We start from the raw sequence: 19999 nt of genomic DNA, 5'->3' as shown, positions 1-19999 counted from the left end.
AATGAAGGAAGAGCTGCATTATATCGGTCATAAAATACAGGAAAACGCATGGCAGATAACGCTGAATATACCAAAGGTTCAAGATTCACAGCATACACAGCAGCTGGAAGAATCCGGTTTTCCATTAGAAGAACGTATCGCATTACGTGAAGAACTGATTGGATATTTAGGGCAGGCTTTATGCGGAGAAAAAGAGTCTGTAAAAAATGATAATGTGAAGAATTGGAGCATGAAACTTTCTATGCGGGCGATCCATTTTGATGTTCCGTTAAGCCAATGTCTGCGTGCAATTGCTGCTTACCGTACTGCATTATGGGATACTCTCACTGAGGAGCTCCATAAAAACAATTTTTCAGCCATTACGATGCTTGATGTATCAAAAATAATCGATCCCCTCCTTGATAAGGCGTGCAGTGTAATCAGCAATGTTTATGAAAATCATACCAATGAATTAATGGCGATCGCTTATTCGGCACTTGAAGAATTATCTGTTCCTGTTGTGCCGATTGCCGATGGCATCGCCGTTATCCCGCTTGTTGGCGCAATCGATACTCGCCGTGCTTCCTTAATTATGAAAGTTGCGCTCCATGAAGGAGCCCGTCTGAATTTAGAGCATGTGATTCTGGATGTATCAGGAGTTCCGATTATCGATACAATGGTTGCTGATCAACTTTTCAAAATCGTTAATGCTTTAAAGCTTAGTGGCATTGAGACAGTACTGACAGGCATTCGTCCTGAAATTGCCCAGACCATTATGAGTCTTGGACTTGATTTTCATGCAGTTACGACTAAATTCAATATGAAACACGCTCTGCATGATTTAGGATTTCGAAAACGTTAAAAGCTGCAGCCATTTGAGTTGGCTGCAGCTTTTTTTAATTCTGTCCTTTGCTTGCTTCTACAATATCTTACTGAGAAAACTCTTTGTTCGTTCATGCTGCGTATTTTCAAATAACTCCTTAGGAGTGTTCTCTTCGATAATCATTCCCTCATCCATAAAGATAACACGATCCCCTACTTCGCGGGCAAAACCCATTTCATGCGTGACAATCATCATTGTCATTCCTTCTTTAGCCAGCTGCTTCATAACTTCGAGCACTTCTCCAACCATTTCTGGATCCAGTGCTGAGGTTGGCTCGTCAAATAACATGATTTTCGGTTCCATCGCGAGTGCCCGCGCAATCGCCACACGCTGCTTTTGTCCGCCTGATAAAGAATCAGGATAAACATTTACTTTTTCAGAAAGCCCCACTTTTTGCAGCAGCTCACGTGCTTTAGCTTCTGCTTTTTCCTTGCTCCATTTTCGTACAATGATTGGAGAGACCGTCAGATTTTCAAGGACTGTCTTGTGCGGAAACAAGTTAAAATGCTGAAAGACCATTCCCACATCTTTTCTTATAGCATTGATATCTGTCGATCGGGCGGTCAAATCAGCACCTTCGATGTACACATGCCCGTCTGAAATGGTTTCCAATAAATTCAAACATCTCAGAAACGTTGATTTTCCTGAGCCTGAAGGCCCAATAACGACGACAACTTCCTGCGGCTGTACTTCCATTGATATCCCTTTGAGTACTTCATTTTTGCCAAAAGATTTTTTCAGTGCTTTTACCGAGATCATTCAGTGTCTAACCTTCTTTCAACATAATTTAGCAAATAGGTTAGGCTTAATGTGAGCACTAAATAAACGAAAGCGACTGTTAAGTAAGGTTCCCAAATCCGGTAATATTGACCGGTAGCGGCCTTGCCCCAATACATTAATTCCGGCACTGAAATTAACGAAATCAGCGAAGAATCTTTAAGCAGCACGATAAATTCATTTCCAAGCGGAGGAATCATCCGTTTCACTGCCTGCGGCAAAATCACTTCCTTCATTGCTTGCATATGATTCATTCCAAGTGATCGTGCAGCTTCCATCTGTCCCCTGTCGATTGACTTAATGCCGGCTCTGAAAATTTCCGCTATGTAAGCAGCAGCATTTAAGGCTAAGGAGACAACTCCTGATATGATGGGATTCACAGTAGTCATAAACAACGGCATAACGCCGAAATGGATTATGAATATTTGAACAAGCAGCGGTGTTCCTCTGAAAAAATTGATATACCAGACAAAAGGCAGTTTTGCCAGCGGGTTTTTCATCATTTTACCGATTCCGATAAAAAGACCTAAAATTGCGCCAAGCAGCACGCCCATAATAGTGATGGCGATTGTCCATAGTGTTCCTTCTATAAAAAGCGGCAGATAATCTGCTATAATATCAAAACGGAAATCCATAGCTGTCTCCTTTATGTTTAAATCGAATGAAAAGCCCGGTATTTATTCAGCTTTTAATAGAGTGTCTACACTCGGCTCTTTTCCAAACCACTTTTCATAGATTTCTGCGTACTTCCCGCTTTCAATGACCGCTTTAATTGCTTCATCAAATTCTGCTTTTAACTTGCTGTCTTTCGGAAACATTAAGCCGTAAAATTCAGATTCAAAGCTGTCTTTATCTTCTATCGCTTTGACTTTGCTGTTTGGATTATTCTTTGTATATTCACTTGCCACAACATTATCTGTCACAACGACTTCAACATCATTATTTTCAAGTGCCATAAATGCAACAGCGGTATTTTCATATTTTGATATATTGTTATTTGCGCCGACTACTTTTTCTGCAGCAAGCTGTCCGGTTGTACCGTTTTGCACGCCGATTTTCTTCCCTTTAAGATCTTCAGCGCTTTTAATGTCTGTACCTTCTTTAAAAACAATCATATGTGTGGATTCAAAATAAGGAATTGAAAAATCATAGGTTTGTTTGCGATCGTCATTGATTGTAATACCTGAGATAGCCAAATCGATTTGTTTCCCTTGTACGGATGCAAATAATGGATCCCACCCGATGTTGTCGAGTTTATGCTTATAGCCTGCCTCTTCCATAACTGCAGCCAGAAAATCGACATCAAAGCCAACAATTTTCCCTTTATCCATGTATTCAAACGGCGCGAATGCCGCATCGGTTCCAACTTTAAGGACTTTCTTCTCATCTGGCTCTGCACTATTGCTTGCTTTTTCACTGCTGCCGCATCCTGATAGCATGAGAATAATGGCAAATAACAGGACACCTATAAGCTTATTGCTGTTTTTCATTGAATTTTTCCCCTTTTCTAATGGTTTTCTTTTTGTTCAAGTAACTTAGCTTTTCACCTCCTTTTTTCCTAAAAAATAACAAAATGTTACCTTTTATTACATGAGTGCATTTTTTATTATCATATTGGTTGTCGAATCTTTTTTCAATAAAAATTTTTTTAATAGTTTGAAAATACACAAAAAAAAGAATGCTTCCAGCATTCTCTCATGACTTGGTAATACTCGATTGATAGGTTTGTAAAAAAAAAACGACTGCAAAGCGTACCGAAATGATTGGAATAGCTTCTGGATATATTTAAAGAAAAAGGGTTTCTTTTTTCAAGCCGGGAGGGTATGGAAAAATATCTGACCTTTCAAATGAGAGTTCACGCGCTTCATGTGCTAAAATAAAGGCAAACCTACTAAATAGGAGGAAAAAAGATGAAGTATACTGGTTATATTGGTACTTACACAAAAGGCGACAGCAAAGGTATTTACTCTTTCACACTTGATACAGCTGCTAAAAAACTGGGTGAAGTCAGCGTTGCTGCAGCACTTGATAACCCTACATACTTAAACCTCAGCAAGGACAACCGCTTTGTTTATGCTGTTGCTAAAGAAGGAGAGGCAGGCGGCGTAGTTGCTTACTCAAGAAATACGGAAACAGGCGGATTAAAGGAATTGAACCGCCAGCTTCTGCGGGGCGCCTCTCCATGTCATGTCAGTGTGAATGACGAAAATCAATTTGTTGTTTCGGCCAATTATCATAACGGCACGATTGAATCGTATGAAATGAATACTGAAAGCGAAACTCTTTATCCTTCTCTCTCTATTAAAAAGCATGTAGGAGATGGACCCAATAAAGACAGACAAGATGGACCACATGCCCATTATGCAGGCTTTACTCCTGACCAGAAATATGTGGCTGCCATCGACTTAGGAACAGATAAACTGTATACCTACGAATTAAACAAAGGTGAATTAAACGAAATACACAGCCTTCATTTACATGCAGGTAGCGGCCCAAGACATATGACGTTCCATCCGAACGGAAAAATCGCTTATTTAATGACCGAACTGAGCAATGAAGTTGTCGTTCTTGCTTACAGCCAAGAAGATGGCAGCTTTACAGAATTACAGTACATCTCAACAATTCCCGATGATTTCACTGAAAATAATCAAGGCAGCGCGATCCACATTTCTTCTGACGGAAGGTTCGTTTATGCAGCCAACCGCGGACATGACAGCATTGCCGTATTCAGCACAAACAGCGACAGCGGCGAGCTGACATTTGTTGAACGCACATCTACAGAAGGTAACTGGCCGCGTGACTTCGCACTTGATCCGACAGAAAAATTTCTGATTGCCTCAAACCAGGAAAGCAGCAACCTTGTTTTATTTGAAAGAGATCAGGAAACAGGCAAACTTACTTTGCTTCAATCTGATATAACGGTTCCGGATCCGGTTTGTGTGAAATTTCTGAATCAGTAAAGTAAAAAACCCACCCTTATTGCATTTGGCATAAGGGTGGGTTTTCTATTTATTCAACTTCTTTAAGCATGTTTTCGATGTTAGTTAAACGTCTATTTAATTCCTGACTGGCTTTCAGTTGATTTTTTTGAAAAGAAATTTGCTCTCGATCTAATTTTAGTCTTTCTTCAGCTCGTGCTTCCATTCTCCGAAATAATCGAATGATCACGAATAATGGAACAGATACCATTAAAATCATGATTATAATTGGTCCTAAAGTAGTCAAAATCTCCACTTCTCCAACCCCCGTTTCCGTTATTAAATAGAAAAATCCTTCACTCCTTTTTCTTCTTTATCGTCACACTTTCAGCCACACTGGCAATCATAGATTCATCGATTGGAAGACTGAAAGGGATAAGCTCAAAATATTTCATCGCTTTTCCATCTTCAGAGATTTCATGATGACCTTTGATTAATTCGGCATCTTCGAGTTTTTGAAGGTGCAAATAAAGCAGCGGCCTGCTTATGCCGAGCTGCCTTGCAAGCTGGCTTACGTACTGCCTCTCCTTATATAGGACAGCCAAAATCTTTAGACGGTAAGGATTAGAAAGAGCCTCTAAAACCTTTAATAATTGGTCTCCATTTAATTGTTGTTTCATATGTAATAATTATATGACAGGTGTAAGCGGTAAGCAATAAAATCTGGAATATTTTCATTAAATTTCCACCTTTGAATGGAAGAAGGAGGATTCTCTTTATAGAATAAAGAAATATATATTTACGGATAACCAAACGGAGGTGTCCAAATGGAAATCTTCTTTCTCGCCGTCATTCTTGGTTTCATTACTTTTTCTCTCTATAAAATCATCAGGAAAAACCGCAAGCTGCCAAGCAATAAATATACACCTGCAAACGATATCGACAATGGTCTTGTCCGCACTTATTCGAATGAAACACCAATGAGTGAAACAAAACACGAAGCTCCGTATGAAGAAAAGGAACCTAAAAAAGCAAAATAAAAGCAGCGGATTCCCGCTGCTTTCCTCTACTCCACCTTTTCAGGCTTCCCGTAATCCTCGCCAAATGTATCGACGGTAACGGTTTTCATTTTTTGATCTTTAACTGGCTTTTCTCCATTTGTTTCTGCGCTTACGATTTCATCTACTGCATCCATGCCTTCTGTTACTTTTCCGAAAGCGGCATATTCGCCGTCTAAGCTTGGGTAGTCAGCAACCATGATGAAAAATTGGGAGCCTGCACTGTCAGGGGACTGCGAACGGGCCATTGAGATGACTCCGCGTTCATGCTTGAGCGGATTTTCAAATCCGTTTGAACTGAATTCCCCTTTAATAGCGTAGTCCGGGCCACCTGTTCCAGTTCCTTCAGGATCACCGCCCTGGATCATGAATTCAGGTATGACACGGTGGAAAATCAAACCGTCATAAAATTTATCGTTGATAAGCGAAATAAAGTTAGCCACCGTGTTGGGGGCAATCTCCGGATACAGCTCAACTTTGATTTGCTTATCGTTTTCCATTGTAATTGTGACAACTGGATTTTTTTCAACCTTCTTTGCCGGTTTATCAGAACCTTGATCATCTGCTTCATTGCCGCATGCTGCCATTAATAGTAAAAGCAGCGTCATTAGTACAAAACCTAATTTCTTCATTTCATCATCTCTCCCATTTCATTTGCAATTAATTCATAAGATTTGAGACGGTCATCGTAGCTATGGATAATCGTAACAATCATCAGCTCGTCCGCACCGTACTTTCTTGCGATGTCCAAAAGCTGCTTCCGAACTTCAGACGGATTTCCGATCACCATCTTTTTTTCCGCTGCCTCAATCATTTCCCGTTCTTCAGGTTTGTATTTGTAAGCTTTTGCCTCGTCTATTGATGGAATGCCGGATGTTATCCCTTGGAACTGCTGAATTCTCCAAAGATGAGCACTCAATGCCATTTCTTTTGCTTTTTCTGTTGTTTCTGCACAAACGGCATTTACGGTCAGAATGGATTTGGGCTGCTTTAGTTCATATTTCGGCTGAAAATGGGTACGGTAACCTTTCAGAATTTCCGCCCCGTCCTTATCACTCATAAACTGGCCGAATGCGTAAGCTATTCCTGTCTGAGCAGCAAGCTTTCCGCTTTTTTCACTTGTCCCGAGAAGCCAAACTTCAGGAGGCTCTGCTGGAATGGGCGATGCCTTAATTTTCGAGAACATATTCTCATCTGGAAAATCACTATGTAAAAAGCGGAGCAGCTCCTTCAATTTTTGCGGCATTGTCCTTACGTTTTCAAGGAAATTATCAGACAGCGCCATCGTTGCTTCAGCTGATCCGCCAGGGGCCCGTCCAATTCCCAGATCGATTCTTCCCGGAAAAAGAGAGGCAAGCAAATGAAACGTTTCCACCACTTTGTACGGTTTGTAATGCGGCAATAAGATCGCACCAGCCCCGATCCGGATTGTGCTTGTCCCCGCACCAATATAGCTCAGCATCACTTCCGGCGCAGGACATGCCAGCCCGGGCATATCATGATGCTCGGCTATCCAATAACGAGTATAACCTGTTTTTTCGGCGAGCTGTGCAAGCTTCAATGATTCCTGCAGCGCGTTCTGCGGGGTTGCACCGCTTGCAATCGGCGCCTGATCTAGAATACTCAGCTTCAAAGCTTCCACTTCTTTCTGGATTTTGATGCTTCTATTATACACGCTTGACTGCTTTAAATTGAAGCTTTCTTGCTCCTGCTTTCCTGCTTTTACAATAAGAAAAGAAGTTTTGTGCTTTTCATTACAGGTTTGGCAGCTGCTTTATTTTATTTTATCATGAATGCTTGCATTATTTTCCACCAGCTCTAAAAAGAATGGATCACACCTGACTTGCAAAAGCTAATGGACAGAGGTGATAAGCATGACACAGGTTACGCTTTTATTCATATTCTTTTTATGGCTGCCATTATTAATTGTGCTCTTTTATCTTCATGTAAGTTCTGACCCAGCTATCTTTCTGAATCAATATCAGAAATGTGAAAACAGGATGCAGCGAAGGCTTTATGATACGCTCCGCAACAATGGCTATTATGTAAGGGTTAAAGAAAAATGCGGACCGTATACACTGGATTTAGTTCTCCCATATTATCGGATTGCCCTGCGCTGCGTCTGTGAAACCGACAAAATTGAGGATTTTAAAAAAAGGAAGTACCTCGATAAACAAGGGTGGCGTGTGATACCCGTCAAAGAAAAAGACCTGAACGGAAAAATAACAACGATTTTAGCTAAAATTGAAACTGCGGCAGTTGAATACAAAAAATAAGAGCGAAGATTTTCTCTTCGCTCTTACATAAAACGATTTTATTTTTCTTGTTCTATAGTCTGCTTCTTGATTTCTTCATCCGTCATTAGAATTTCGTGAGACCTCAATAATGATTCCTTAAGCGAGTCAGGCACTCTGTCTGCATCATAGGCACACACTGAGATTAGTTCCAATGAAGATACTGCTTTATTTGCCTTATTTTCAAAATCTCCGATTAGATCCGTTATTTCTCCTGTATTTCCCCATTCTACATGTGCCCAAGTCCGGACAGAAATATTTTTTGTAAGATATGGATCTAAAATAGAAGAAAAATAATCTATTATTGTTTCAGAATGGAAATCACCATTCAAACAGTAGAAATCAAAATTATTTATATAATGGATCATAGTAAGCTGTTCTTCTGTCAAAAGACTTTGCATTTTCTTGTATACAGAAGGAAATATTCTTTCATTTTCAATAATAAGAACACAATCCCCTTGTTCAATGCCAGCATGAATATAGGAAACCGTATTTTCAATATATTTTTGTTCATCATGAAAATAATAAAAGATATGACCGCCGGATGATAGCTGTAATTCTTTTGTAAGCTGCAAAATTTTTTGATTCAACATTCATTACCCCTTAATGGGCCTATATCAATAGAAAGACACCACAACACACTTCGTTGATAGGATACATTTTATGGCCATAAATCTGTAAACCTGAACACCAATATTATTTATCAGGCTTAGAAGCAAGAGCTTGAGATAACGTTGATTTAATTGAAATATTGTCAAATGAAAGACCAAGCTGCATGGAAGTAAGCGCAATTTCAGGGCGAATGCCTGATAAGGTTGTCTTAATCCCAATAAGATTCAACGCATCAATCAATTGAAAAATTTGATGCGCTACCATTGTATCAATCATAACCACTCCTGATAGATCAATAAACAAATGAGAAACCCTTTTTTCGGAACATTGTTTTAATGTATTTTCTAGGACCATTTTAGCCCGTGCTGTGTCAATATCTCCAACAAGCGGAAGCAAGGCAGTATCATCTTGAAGTTTGATAACAGGCGAACTGAGCTCATAAATCATTTCCTGTTGAGCTTTTAATTGACGGTCAGCTGTTTTTTGTGTTTCATCAACGTAATGAAAAATGACTCTGTCATGTGCTCTGACGATTAAATCCTTCCAGGCATTAATCTGCTCTTGTGAGTATTCATCCGGATACAGACCTGCAAATGTACATACTTCATCTAAATACTGACTTCTCGTTCTCATAAATTCTTTAATAATAAACTGGATCGGAGTATTTAAATGCTCACCGTCCTTAGCGATTTTCTCGATCCATTCTTCAAAAAGCTCCATAAAATTAATGTCTTCCTCGGCAAATACCTGAATAAATCTCTTATGAAATTCCTGGTTTTGCGCCTTCAGCTCTTTAATGACTTCAGGATCATTCGATGTGTACACTCCGCCTGTTTTCGATTTATCGAGGGACTCATACCACTCTTCTGTTAAATGATGCGCCCGCTGCTGCAAATAATTATAGAATTTCTGGTTTCTGTGCACGATGTTTTTCCTCCTGATTTCTTCTCCACTCTTGTCTGTCCTCTATTTTACTCCATAAACCAAAAAAGAACCAAACGAATTGATTCTTTTTTGGTGGCAAATTATATGCTAATATCTCTTTTCTGGAAATAAATAAACGTCACCGTCATGAATACGGCATAATAGATGGCCAAAATCAGCAAGGAGATTGGCAGCGTAATTGTTTCAAGGATTTTATCCTGATACGCATATACAGTCAAATCCATGTGCGGAAAAATTAAAAATTTCGTCCATGTGTATTTTTCAGCTACGAAAAGAATGACGCTTCCGATTGTCGATGAGAAAAAGAGGACAAAGATCCCGATGCCAACGGCAAGCGCCTGACTTTTAAATAAAGTCGACAGCATAAAAGCAATCGCCGTCACAATGAATAAACTTGGCAGGAAATAAAGCAGCTTCAGGACAGTTTGATCGCCTACAGCGACGATATTTTCAGGATTCATTTGACCTTCCATCGAAATCTCAAACATTCTTTCACTAAAGTCGCCTGCTCCAAACAAGATTAGACCTGCTAAATAACCGGCAGTCAGCAGCACGAGCAAAAGAAGAAGCGAATAAAGCGTCGCTGCGATATATTTTGAAAGCAATACCTTCCATCTTCTATGCGGCCTGATCAGAAGCTGTTTAATGGTGCCGTCCGAAAATTCAGAAGCAACGTTGGCGCTGCACACAATAACGGCAAACAATGTGACGACAGAAGTGATCATAAAGACGATATTATTCAGAAAATGCCACGTGCTCTTGGCACTTGGATTTATATCTTCCTGCAAATACAACTGCTTTTCGTCGATTTGCATTTGCTGCCATTCCCGTTCTTCTTCAGGCAGCTCTTTCATTCCCTTTTGCAGCTGAGTGATTTCGGCCTGAACATCCTGACGCCAGTCATCGCTTGGCTTTTCTGTAAACTTATAATCAATAAAAGCAGCGCCGGATACGATAATTACTATTAATATAAGATATATCCAGCTGGACACTTTCGAAAAGATTTTCATCCATTCATTTTGTATTAGTCCAATCATTGCATTTGCTCCTTTTTCTCTTTGTTCGTCAGCTCTAAAAAGCGGTCTTCAAGTGTTGCTTTATGGCTTACGATTCCGTATACGCCGACTCCGTTTTGAACGAGCAGCTGATTGATGACCATTGTCTTTTCCTTATCCAAATGAAGCTTAAGCTGCTCACCATTTGCTTCAATTACACCTTCATATAAGCCTTTTTCTTTAATAAGAATGGCCGCCTCAGAGATGTCGCTTACTTCAAAAATAACCTCACGCGTCATTTCTTTGCTTTCTTCCATTGAATCATGCATGGATGAGATATGAATCAATTTTCCTTTTTCAATAATCGCAAACCGGTCGCACATCAGCTGCATCTCAGAAAGCATATGAGAAGATACAAGTACAGAGATCCCATCGTCTGCAAGTTTGCGCAAGTAATCTCTGAACTCTCTGATTCCCTGCGGATCAAGGCCATTTGTGGGCTCGTCAAAAATTAAAACAGAGGGATTATGTAATAATGACTGCGCAACTCCAAGACGCTGGCGCATACCAAGAGAATATGTTTTTACCTTTTGATGCATCGCATGCTGAAGTCCCACAAGTTCAATGACTTCGTTTCTGCGTTTTTCTGAAATATCTTTTACAGCCATTCGTTCATAATGACGGATGTTTTTTAATCCGCTCATATATTTGTAAAACTCCGGGTTCTCAACGATTGCGCCAATCTCGCTCATCGCTTCCTTGAAGGAATCATCGAGATTATGGCCATTGATGATGACATTCCCGCCAGTGCGGTTAATCAGACTGACAATCATTCGGATGATTGTTGTTTTTCCGGCTCCATTAGGGCCAAGCAGTCCAAAGATCTCTCCTTTTTCTACTTGAAAGCTGACATCATCCACGATTGTTTTTTTGCCGATCTTCTTTGTCAGAGACTGCACTTCAAGTGCATACTGCGTCATGATTTAAAACCTCTTTTCTTTCTGTCGATTTATGTATTCAATTGTAATACGAACCATCAGGGAAAAAGTTTCCATTATCATAAAATAATTTCATTTGGACACGCTTTCCTTTGTTATAATGACAGAGGTTTGGATTTTTTATGATTTATTTTACATATTTTTGAAACTAATCGTAATATGAGACGTCAATTCAGTATGGAAAAAGGGTGGGAAGATTGGAAACAGTAAATGTTGAAAAGCTGATTGAAGCGCACCGTCCCAGAATGGAGAAAACCATCAGGAAGTTAATCAAGAATTCTTCTCTAGTCGACGACATCCTTCAAGATGCTTCAATTAAAATCTTTCGGTACTTTTCAGACAAAGAGAAAGAATATCCTGAAAATATCGAAGCTTGGATTACGATTCTGTCAAAAAACACAACCTATGACCATTTACGAAAAATGAAACGAAATCAGGACACTGTACAGCATGTGAGTGAAGAATACAAGCACAACATCAGCATCAACACCGAAACACCTGAACGGGCATTTCTGTCGAAAGAAATGATCGGCGAGGTTAAAGAAGTTTTTCAGACACTTGATCAAGAAACAAAGAATATTCTCATCTTAAGAAATCAAGGCCGTTCATACGAAGAAATAGCCGCAAGCCTTAAAATTTCACTTGCAAAAGTAAAGACAAGAGTATTTAGGGGCCGCAAGAAATTAATGGACGCTCTTAAAAGTAAGGGGGTGCTATAAATGAACTGCGAAAAATGCCAGGAAAAAATTCTTATCTTTGATCAGCTGTCAGAGCCGGAACAGGATGCCCTGCTTGAGCACATTGAAGAATGCGAAGAATGCTCAGAATCCTTTGAACAATTTCTGCAGCTTGAAGAAGCTCTGGACATCATTCTCGAAGATAAAGAGGTCATGCTTCCTCAAAAGAAAAAGCAACAGCCACTTCCATATAAATACTTAAAACGCGCAGCACTCATTTGTGCATCCCTCTTCATTCTTTGTCTTGCAGCCTGGAACACACCTCCTGTCAAAGCAGCGATAGAAAGAGCGCTCAATGAGTTAATCAGAGACAAGTTTTTAGAAATGGACAAACCATTGGAGCATAAGGATGAGGATAAAAAGAAGAAGGAAACAGAGCTGATTATTTATATTGTTTTTGATGATAGCAGTAAGCAGTACGTTTCAGGAAGAAAAGAAAGACGGGAATATGAGAACGGGAATGTGACAGTTGTAAATGGAAAGTTCCAGAAAAGTTACGATAAAGAAGAGAACACATTTACTATTACTGAACTGCTTTTAACAGCTTCTCAAGTTACACAAGATATTCTGAAAGAATTAGATCCTGATCAGATAAAGAGTTTAGGGGAAACGACGATCGCCGGACGAAAGGCAGACCGTTATCAAATTACCTATAGTGCTGATAGGACCGTTGAGTTCTGGTTTGATAAAGAAACAGGATATGTGGTGAAAGAAATGCTTGTGGCTGAGGGGAAAGCAATCGATGATCAGCCTAAAGTCATCCAGTTTGAAGTAAAGGAATATGAAAAAAATCATGGATTATTTAAACTTGAACCGCCTGAAGGTGCAGAAATCATTGAAGAGTTCAATAGTCCGATTGAGGAAACAGATGAAGGAAGCGAGCAGTAAAGATTAATAATATCTCGGGTTCAAACCTGTTCAAAAGGCTGAATCAAAAGGCCGTTTTAAAAACGACACTTTTGATTCAGCTTTTTTCTTTGTATGATTTAAGTGGTTTTGGTTTGTATGATAGTTATTTCTATCACAGCTGAGGTAAGCTGCCAGTCTGCCAGGGTGACCAAAAGTTAGACTTTTGGAACACTCTCATTTAATTTTGCACTTTTAAAATCCGCTTGAATTCCTCCTCAAGCTCCGTTAAAGTCAGCTCAAATAAATGTAAATCATTCTTCTTATAAATACCGTTGCTAAGCAGTTTGCCGATGAGATGTTTTTTTCTTTTTTCAATAGCCTGACGAATCATGTTTCCCAATTCAGACACCCCTTTTTCTTAATATAAGGGGGAATAAATAATACCCCCTTCTGATTACAAAGAAGAGGGTTCATTTAAAATGAACGTGCCCCTTCTCATCTTCCAAGCACTGAAGCTTGATGGATTTAGCACAGTCTTCACACGTAGAAGCTGCTGCTGAGACTTCATCGGGCCATTCCCTCCGCCTCTCTTGATAAGAAGAATTTCTATTAGACCATAGTGTCCCCACAAAAATAACCCATACCTATTGGTATGAGCTTTCGGTCGACCGATCAGCGATTTTTCTGATTTTATTTTAATACTAATTAATCCTATGTGTCAAGTTGGTTTTAATGCATAATTAGACTACGCTGTCATGATTTTTTTCAATTCACAGGATATGGAGGTCCATGAGCGTTTCGAGAAAAAAACAGGAATCGCCTTCTCCTGAGCCTTTCTTTTTACAATCGTGGAGAGATTGTGATTGATGTAATCGGTGAGTATGAGTACCACCTCCACTTTGCATGGAATTTCTTTGACGGTCATCTTGGGTTTTCTTCCGTCCAGATGAGAAATCACCTTTACCCCTTCCTGCGCAAGTCTCGCCACGATGGGCTCGATGCGATCCCCGCCTGCAATCAGCAAATACTTCATAACAGCATCCTCCTTTTGTATAGACGAAGAGGCTTTCATTCTGTGAGAAAAATAAACAGGAACGAAAGCCTCCAGCAGTCTGGTCGACGTTTTCAGTTATTGTTATTATTTTACTCCGAATATTCTGATTTATCAATGTGATTTGAAAATAAATCACACTTGACAAATCGGAATAGTAAGTATTAACATGGATATATATTCATACATAAGCCGATCTGTCAACCGAAGGCCCTGTCTAGCAGCATCTTTATGCTGTTAGATAGGGCCTTTCCTGTTTCAGCGGAGAAAAGGAAGTGAAAATGGGTTACTATTTCAACATATCTTCTAGGGGGATGAATATGAAAAGAACGAATCGTTTTACTGGGTACTTGATTTTCTTTATGCTGCTCACCGTTCTTTCTGGGTGCGGGTCTAAATCAGCTGGTTCAATAGAGAACAGCGAATCAAAGAAAGAGGGTATAACGGTCAATATCGGTATTCAGCAAAGCATCTGGCCTATTTTGCTTGCAAAGCATAAAGGCTGGTTTGAGGAAGAATTCAATAAGGCTGGCGCAAAAGTTAAATGGGTCGAATTTCAAAGCGGCCCCTCCTATTTTGAAGCCATTGCATCAGGAAGGATTGATTTTGGGAGGGTCGGCAATATTCCGGTCCTATCCGGCCAGGGTGCTGATATTCCGTTTAAAGAAATCGCATCAGCAAGCACCGGAGAAAAAGGGGATGCTATTCTTGTCCATAAAGATAGCCCTATTCAAAAACCAGAGGATTTAAAGGGAAAAAAAGTAGCGGTTGCCAAAGGAAGCAGCGCATTTGGATTGCTGTACCGCTTCCTTGAAAAGGAAGGCATGGATCCATCTGAAATACAGATCATTCAGCTTCAGCCTGATGAAGCGCAGGCTGCTTTTGAAACGAATAAAGTAGACGCCTGGGCGATTTGGGAGCCTTATCAGTCCATCCAAGTTGTAAAAAATGAAGCAAGAGTTCTCTCGAACGGAAAAGCGATCGGCACCTTCAGCCCTGGCTTTCAAATCGTACGCACTCAATTTGCTGATGAACATCCTGAACTTGTTGAGCTTTATCTGAAAGTTTCAGAAAAAGCAACGAGATGGCAAAATGAAAACAAAGAAGAAGCAATTGCGATTTATTCTGAACTTAAGAAAACGGATAAAGAAGTGATCCGAAAAGTTCTTGAAAACTCCGTGCCTGCAAACACACCGATCGATGAGAGCATCATAAATGAACAGCAAAGCACTGCTGATCTTCTGCTCGAACTCGGAGGACTGAAAAAAGAACTGAACGTCTCGGAAGTAGTGGATAATTCATTCATTGAAAAAGTATTAAAGGAATATGAGTAAGCCTATATGAAAAATGAAACCCTCCTTTAACTTCAAGGAGGGCCTTTATCTGCTTTCTTCTATAATAATTGTTTCATGAAAACGGCTAATCAGACGCATGATCTTTTCCGGAATGTCTTCATTCTCCTCTGCAGGTGAAAACACAGGCATCAGCAGCTTTCCTTTGAAAATCTCAGCAGGTAAAGCTTCAAGGATGGATTGCATCGCATAAAAAGAAGGCAGGAACTGTTTTGGAACCGCGAGTATGACGACTCTTGAGGAGTTTATTCCATCTATTAAATGACGGAATTTCGGATGACCGGACTGGGGGTTAAAAAGAACATCCGGGTGAAAATCACAAAGATAAACTGATTTTGCCCTGCATCCTTTTTCAGCCAAATTGGTCCAGAACGATTTCATCTTCCGCTCACCTATCAAAGGGCCAATAACAAACAAAAGATCCTTCATTTGTTTCCCTCCATTTATATAGAAAAAAGAGGATGCTGATAAAAGCATACTCTCATTTCCCGCATTCATCTTATTTCAAGGCTTCTTCAATGTAGCGATTCTCAATGACTTCAGAGGTATCAAGTTTTTTATGAATACCTCCTGCTTCAAAAAGAAAATCAGCTTGATCCTGGTGCGCTTTTTTAAATTCATCTGTTGCAGGAGATAAGATAGGTTCAGAATTTTTCAGGACAGTTGAAATAATGTCTACGTCCACTCCTTCTGCATCTGCTATTTCCTGCGATACTTCATCTAGATTTTCAGTAAAGTGCTTTCTGACCTCTTCATATGTTTTCAGAAAGAGAACAGTCAGTTCCGGATGCTCTTCCGTAAAACCTGTACGTGCAATCAGAAAGCCTGGGGCATTGATATTTAAGTCTGCCCCACTGACGAGGACATCCGCTCCTGTTTGAAATACGGCCGTCGTCACGTATGGCTCCCATGTAGACCATGCATCAATTGAGCCATTATCGAGCGCTGGCCGCGCTTCATCCGGCTGAAGCTGAACCAGTTTAATGTCTTCATCTTGTAATCCTGCCCGCTCAAGCGCCATATATAAGAAATTGTAGGCACTGCTTCCTTTTGCTACTGCAATCTTCTTCCCTTTTAAATCCTTGAGTTCCTTAACAGCACTTCCTTTTGGAACAACGATTGAGTTTCCTTTTTTACCGTCTGTTGTTACCGCTATGGCTTTAAAGTCAACACCTCCTGATTGTCCTGCTATCAGCGGTGTCCCTCCAGTTGCCCCAAAATCCAGTCTTCCTGAAGCAAGTGCTTCAAAATGCGGCGGGCCGCTTGCAAATTCATGCCACTCTACTGCTGCCCCTGCTTTTTCAAAAGCCTTTTCAAACGATTTTTTTTCCCGTGCATATGGCAAAATCCCTGTACTTCCCTGAACTCCAATGTGAACCACCGTTTTTTGACCGGCAGAAGGGGCTTTTTCTTCTTCAGCAGAGCTCGTTTCTGAGCCGCACCCTGTAAGAAAAAGCTGGATGACCATTAGTAAACTTAAAAAAATTCCCCATTTTCCAAGGCTGGCTGCAGATTTCATGAATACATGCTCCTCTCTAATGAACAACTAATAGTTTCGTATTTTTTGTTGATTTTCCGGAAACGAAAGACCCAGATTTCCCCGCAATGTATGGCTTTCATATTCCGTTCTGAAAAGACTTCTCCGCTGAAGCTCCGGTACAACAAACTGAATAAAGTCATCAAAACCTTCACTCATCAGCTGCGGCATGATGTTAAAGCCATCTGCTGCACCATTTTCAAACCACAATTCCAGTTCATCTGCGATCTGCTCTGCCGTTCCTGCTATCGTGAAGTGACCGCGCCCTCCTGCAAGACGAAGCAGCAGCTCTCTAATTGTCAGCTTCTCTTTTTCTGCTAAACTCACAATTAGCTGTGTCCTGCTTTTATGGCCCTGAATATCACTGATGTCAGGCAGCCGAGGAAGAGGTCCGTCAAGCGGATAGCCTGTCAAATCAATCCCAATTCGGTTTGAAAGCTGAATCAGGCTGTACTCTGGATTCGTTAATTCATGCAGCTTTGCTTCCTTTTCCTTCGCTTCTGCTTCTGTTCTGCCGATAATCGGGCAAATTCCGGGAAGGATAATGATTTCATTCTGGGACCGACCATATTCCAGAGCCTTTGCTTTTATGGCTTGATAAAATCCTTTAGCCTCTGTCAGCGACTGCTGGGCAGTAAAAACGGCTTCCGCATATTGTGCCGCAAAATCAATTCCCGTCTTTGAGGAACCGGCCTGTACGATGACGGGCTGACCCTGAGGAGAACGGGAACTGTTCAAAGGGCCTTTCACCGAGAAATAATTGCCTCTGTGTTGAATTTCATGCACTTTTTCATGATCTGCATAAATGCCTGAATCTTTATCTTTTAAAAGTGCTCCTTCTTCCCAGCTGCCCCACAGCTTGATGGCCACATCCATAAATTCTTTTGCACGCCTGTACCTTTCTGCATGAGGCGGAATGCGGTAAAAATTGAAATTGACCGCCTCCTCATCTGTGCCTGAAGTAATCACATTCCACCCGGCTCTTCCTTTGCTGATGTGATCAAGAGAAGAAAACCTTCTTGCTACGTTAAAAGGTTCATTGAAAGAGGTGGATACGGTGGCAATCAGGCCGATTTTTTCTGTCACGGCCGCGAGAGCCGATAAGAGAGTAAGAGGTTCCAGGCCCCCGCCTCCAAGCTCCCCAAATTTAACCGCTTGTTTAGAAACAGAATACCTGTCTGCCAGAAAAATAGAATCAAGCTTGGCTGCTTCTGCCTTTTGGACAATCTCGCGATAATAGCCGATATCATGAATCCGTCCTATCTCAGAGGACGGATGCCTCCACGCTGCCTCATGATGACCCATGCTTGTCAGAAACAAATTCAAATGCATTTTCCGCTTTTTTCGCTCCGCCATTATTATCCCCCTTAAGTATTAGCCTTTATAGCTGTCCCGCCATTTAAGCAGTCTTCTCTCAAAGAACCTGACAAAAGAATCCGAAGCCTTTCCAAAAACGGCAAAAATGATTATTCCCACGAAAACGACCGTTGTTTGAGAAAATTGTCTGGCATCTGTAATCAGATAGCCGATTCCTTCACTCGAGCCCATCAGTTCCGCAGCTACCAAAGCGAGCCAGGCTGCACCGAGAGCAAGACGCAAGCCAAGCAGAATATTAGGGAGAGCTGATGGCAGCACCAAATTTTTAATTTGTTTCCATCTGCTGAATTCCAATACCTTGGCCACTTCAAACATTTTTGTATCTACACTCCGGATCCCTAGAAAAGTATTTACATAGAGCGGAAAAAAAGCACCTTTGGCAATTAAAAGCAGCTTGGAAACTTCCCCGAACCCGAACCACAAGATAAACAGAGGGATCACAGCAAGTGTTGGAATGGTTCTCAGCATCTGCATGGTCGGATCCAATGTCTGTTCTGTTTTACTTGAAAAGCCAACTAGAAGACCGGCAAGAAGCCCGAGTGTTCCTCCAATCAGAAATCCCCCCAAAGCACGGAGTAAACTGACCTGAAAATGATAGATCAGATTGCCTGTTGTCAGCAGATCAATAAATGAAACAAAAATGTCCGTTGGCCTCGGCAGCAAAGTTTGAGAAATGACTCCCAGATAACCTGCAAGCTCCCATATGACGAGTATGGCAGCGGGAAACAATAATCCCCTCATAAAAGAACTGGTTTGAGCCTTTTTCTTCTTTTGTTTTGTTAAGAAGCCTTTATTCCCCTGCTTGGAGGCTGGTGTAAATATCCATAAAGCTTTTTGACTCATCTCCTATTCACCTCACTAGATACCTGCACTGTTCAGCAGCTCAAGCTCTTCCGTTTTTTCAAACTCATTTAAAATAAGCTGGCGGTATTCCTGAAACGGGCGGCTTGTTTTTTTTCTTGGATGCGGCAGATCAATCGTCACCGTTTTTCGGATGGAACCCGGTCTTGCGTTCATAATGACGACCCTGTCGCCGAGATAGATAGCTTCATCGATATCATGTGTCACAAAGAGCATCGTTGTCCGGTTCTTTTGCCATATATCAAGAAGCACTTCCTGCATATGGGATCTTGTAAAAGCGTCAAGCGCTCCAAACGGCTCATCGAGCAAAAGCACTTTTGGATTTCTAAGCAGGGCCCTTGCAATCGCAGCACGCTGGGCCATTCCGCCTGACAGCTCCTTAGGATAGGCTTTTTCAAACCCATCCAGCTTTACAAGCTGAATCAGCTCCTTTACTTTTTTCCACGTCTCTCTTTCATGAAGCGAGTAATTGGCTGCTATGTTTTTCTCAACCGTGTACCATGGAAAAAGTCTCGGTTCCTGAAAGATAAACCCTTTGTCAATACTCGGTCCTTTTACTTCTTCCCCCTCGATCTGAACACTGCCCGACAGATCCGTATCAAGTCCGGCAATAATTTTCAGCATGGTGCTTTTGCCGCATCCGCTTGGTCCGATGATCGTAATAAACTCACCGTCTTTAACAGATAGCGTTATATCTTTCAGCGCATGAGTATGTCCTTTTTCACTTTCAAACCGTTTGTTTAAATCATTCATTTCAAGTAAAGCCATAACCTTCT

The 19999-nt window shown here is 40.9% G+C and carries 25 protein-coding genes and 1 riboswitch; of the genes, 7 read left to right on the top strand and 18 right to left on the bottom strand.

What is annotated here, in order from left to right:
- Position 1 precedes the first annotated feature (1 nt).
- Positions 2-841: an STAS domain-containing protein gene (locus QLQ22_RS08050; RefSeq protein ID WP_223441007.1), complete on the top strand. Its 840-nt coding sequence runs from the start codon at positions 2-4 to the stop codon at positions 839-841.
- Positions 842-898: 57 nt separating this feature from the next.
- Here the strand turns inward: QLQ22_RS08050 and QLQ22_RS08045 are convergent, their stop codons facing one another.
- The 3 genes from QLQ22_RS08045 to QLQ22_RS08035 are packed head-to-tail and all read right to left on the bottom strand — an operon-like array spanning position 899 to position 3129.
- Complete coding sequence (locus QLQ22_RS08045; RefSeq protein WP_252208426.1) at positions 899-1621, bottom strand: amino acid ABC transporter ATP-binding protein; 723 nt, start codon at positions 1619-1621, stop codon at positions 899-901.
- Entirely contained in the window at positions 1618-2274 is a 657-nt protein-coding gene (locus QLQ22_RS08040; RefSeq protein ID WP_223441003.1) for an amino acid ABC transporter permease, read from the bottom strand. Before QLQ22_RS08040 ends, QLQ22_RS08045 begins: the two co-directional genes overlap by 4 nt.
- A 42-nt stretch (positions 2275-2316) precedes the next feature.
- On the bottom strand, positions 2317-3129 hold the full coding sequence (locus tag QLQ22_RS08035; protein WP_223441000.1) for a basic amino acid ABC transporter substrate-binding protein: 813 nt from the start codon (positions 3127-3129) through the stop codon (positions 2317-2319).
- Between the two features lie 420 nt (positions 3130-3549).
- Between QLQ22_RS08035 and QLQ22_RS08030 the strand changes: the two genes are divergently transcribed.
- The gene (locus QLQ22_RS08030; RefSeq protein WP_284016408.1) at positions 3550-4599 is read left to right on the top strand and encodes a lactonase family protein; all 1050 of its coding nucleotides are present in this window, start codon (positions 3550-3552) and stop codon (positions 4597-4599) included.
- Between the two features lie 49 nt (positions 4600-4648).
- Here QLQ22_RS08030 and QLQ22_RS08025 read toward each other — a convergent pair whose 3' ends face one another.
- Entirely contained in the window at positions 4649-4864 is a 216-nt protein-coding gene (locus QLQ22_RS08025) for a hypothetical protein (protein WP_223440995.1), read from the bottom strand.
- Positions 4865-4913: 49 nt separating this feature from the next.
- Positions 4914-5237, bottom strand: a complete 324-nt coding sequence (locus tag QLQ22_RS08020) for an ArsR/SmtB family transcription factor (RefSeq protein ID WP_284016407.1) — start codon at positions 5235-5237, stop codon at positions 4914-4916.
- A gap of 147 nt (positions 5238-5384) precedes the next feature.
- On the opposite strand from QLQ22_RS08020, the gene QLQ22_RS08015 reads away from it, so the two are divergent.
- Positions 5385-5597: a hypothetical protein gene (locus QLQ22_RS08015; protein ID WP_284016406.1), complete on the top strand. Its 213-nt coding sequence runs from the start codon at positions 5385-5387 to the stop codon at positions 5595-5597.
- 26 nt (positions 5598-5623) lie between these two features.
- Here QLQ22_RS08015 and QLQ22_RS08010 read toward each other — a convergent pair whose 3' ends face one another.
- Both QLQ22_RS08010 and QLQ22_RS08005 read right to left on the bottom strand, forming a co-directional pair.
- Positions 5624-6247 (bottom strand): peptidylprolyl isomerase, encoded by a 624-nt coding sequence (locus QLQ22_RS08010; protein ID WP_284016405.1) that lies wholly within the window; start codon positions 6245-6247, stop codon positions 5624-5626.
- Positions 6244-7248, bottom strand: coding sequence for an LLM class flavin-dependent oxidoreductase (locus tag QLQ22_RS08005; RefSeq protein WP_223440980.1), 1005 nt, complete (start codon positions 7246-7248; stop codon positions 6244-6246). Before QLQ22_RS08005 ends, QLQ22_RS08010 begins: the two co-directional genes overlap by 4 nt.
- A 241-nt stretch (positions 7249-7489) precedes the next feature.
- On the opposite strand from QLQ22_RS08005, the gene QLQ22_RS08000 reads away from it, so the two are divergent.
- On the top strand, positions 7490-7891 hold the full coding sequence (locus tag QLQ22_RS08000; RefSeq protein ID WP_223440977.1) for a hypothetical protein: 402 nt from the start codon (positions 7490-7492) through the stop codon (positions 7889-7891).
- 38 nt (positions 7892-7929) lie between these two features.
- On the opposite strand, the gene QLQ22_RS07995 is transcribed toward QLQ22_RS08000, so the two are convergent.
- From QLQ22_RS07995 to QLQ22_RS07980, 4 genes are all read right to left on the bottom strand, one after another.
- Positions 7930-8499 (bottom strand): MEDS domain-containing protein, encoded by a 570-nt coding sequence (locus QLQ22_RS07995; RefSeq protein WP_223440974.1) that lies wholly within the window; start codon positions 8497-8499, stop codon positions 7930-7932.
- Between the two features lie 106 nt (positions 8500-8605).
- Positions 8606-9445, bottom strand: a complete 840-nt coding sequence (locus tag QLQ22_RS07990; protein ID WP_223440971.1) for an STAS domain-containing protein — start codon at positions 9443-9445, stop codon at positions 8606-8608.
- A gap of 101 nt (positions 9446-9546) precedes the next feature.
- Entirely contained in the window at positions 9547-10503 is a 957-nt protein-coding gene (locus tag QLQ22_RS07985) for an ABC transporter permease (protein WP_284016404.1), read from the bottom strand.
- Complete coding sequence (locus tag QLQ22_RS07980) at positions 10500-11441, bottom strand: ABC transporter ATP-binding protein (RefSeq protein ID WP_284016403.1); 942 nt, start codon at positions 11439-11441, stop codon at positions 10500-10502. Before QLQ22_RS07980 ends, QLQ22_RS07985 begins: the two co-directional genes overlap by 4 nt.
- A gap of 215 nt (positions 11442-11656) precedes the next feature.
- Between QLQ22_RS07980 and QLQ22_RS07975 the strand changes: the two genes are divergently transcribed.
- Entirely contained in the window at positions 11657-12178 is a 522-nt protein-coding gene (locus QLQ22_RS07975; protein WP_284016402.1) for an RNA polymerase sigma factor, read from the top strand.
- Positions 12179-13084, top strand: coding sequence for a LolA family protein (locus QLQ22_RS07970; protein WP_284016401.1), 906 nt, complete (start codon positions 12179-12181; stop codon positions 13082-13084).
- 199 nt (positions 13085-13283) lie between these two features.
- Here the strand turns inward: QLQ22_RS07970 and fbpA are convergent, their stop codons facing one another.
- Both fbpA and QLQ22_RS07960 read right to left on the bottom strand, forming a co-directional pair.
- Positions 13284-13436 (bottom strand): Fur-regulated basic protein FbpA, encoded by a 153-nt coding sequence (gene fbpA, locus QLQ22_RS07965; RefSeq protein ID WP_284016765.1) that lies wholly within the window; start codon positions 13434-13436, stop codon positions 13284-13286.
- A 101-nt stretch (positions 13437-13537) separates the two neighbouring features.
- Positions 13538-13645, bottom strand: a riboswitch (SAM riboswitch).
- Positions 13646-13790: 145 nt separating this feature from the next.
- Positions 13791-14078, bottom strand: a complete 288-nt coding sequence (locus tag QLQ22_RS07960; RefSeq protein WP_223440960.1) for a DUF2325 domain-containing protein — start codon at positions 14076-14078, stop codon at positions 13791-13793.
- 338 nt (positions 14079-14416) lie between these two features.
- On the opposite strand from QLQ22_RS07960, the gene QLQ22_RS07955 reads away from it, so the two are divergent.
- Positions 14417-15430, top strand: a complete 1014-nt coding sequence (locus tag QLQ22_RS07955) for an aliphatic sulfonate ABC transporter substrate-binding protein (protein ID WP_284016400.1) — start codon at positions 14417-14419, stop codon at positions 15428-15430.
- Between the two features lie 45 nt (positions 15431-15475).
- Here the strand turns inward: QLQ22_RS07955 and QLQ22_RS07950 are convergent, their stop codons facing one another.
- From QLQ22_RS07950 to QLQ22_RS07930, 5 genes are all read right to left on the bottom strand, one after another.
- The gene (locus QLQ22_RS07950; protein ID WP_284016399.1) at positions 15476-15877 is read right to left on the bottom strand and encodes a hypothetical protein; all 402 of its coding nucleotides are present in this window, start codon (positions 15875-15877) and stop codon (positions 15476-15478) included.
- Between the two features lie 70 nt (positions 15878-15947).
- The gene (locus tag QLQ22_RS07945) at positions 15948-16967 is read right to left on the bottom strand and encodes an aliphatic sulfonate ABC transporter substrate-binding protein (RefSeq protein ID WP_284016398.1); all 1020 of its coding nucleotides are present in this window, start codon (positions 16965-16967) and stop codon (positions 15948-15950) included.
- A gap of 27 nt (positions 16968-16994) precedes the next feature.
- A complete protein-coding gene (locus QLQ22_RS07940) occupies positions 16995-18341 on the bottom strand; it encodes an LLM class flavin-dependent oxidoreductase (protein WP_284016397.1) in 1347 nt (448 codons plus the stop codon).
- Between the two features lie 18 nt (positions 18342-18359).
- Positions 18360-19205, bottom strand: a complete 846-nt coding sequence (locus QLQ22_RS07935) for an ABC transporter permease (protein ID WP_223440954.1) — start codon at positions 19203-19205, stop codon at positions 18360-18362.
- 15 nt (positions 19206-19220) lie between these two features.
- Complete coding sequence (locus QLQ22_RS07930; RefSeq protein WP_284016396.1) at positions 19221-19991, bottom strand: ABC transporter ATP-binding protein; 771 nt, start codon at positions 19989-19991, stop codon at positions 19221-19223.
- Between the last annotated feature and the right edge of the window lie 8 nt (positions 19992-19999).

It is taken from the genome of Metabacillus hrfriensis (genome assembly GCF_030127205.1).
Taxonomy (GTDB): Bacteria; Bacillota; Bacilli; order Bacillales; family Bacillaceae; genus Bacillus_P; species Bacillus_P dongyingensis.
This window is presented reverse-complemented; position numbering and strand designations above follow the sequence as displayed.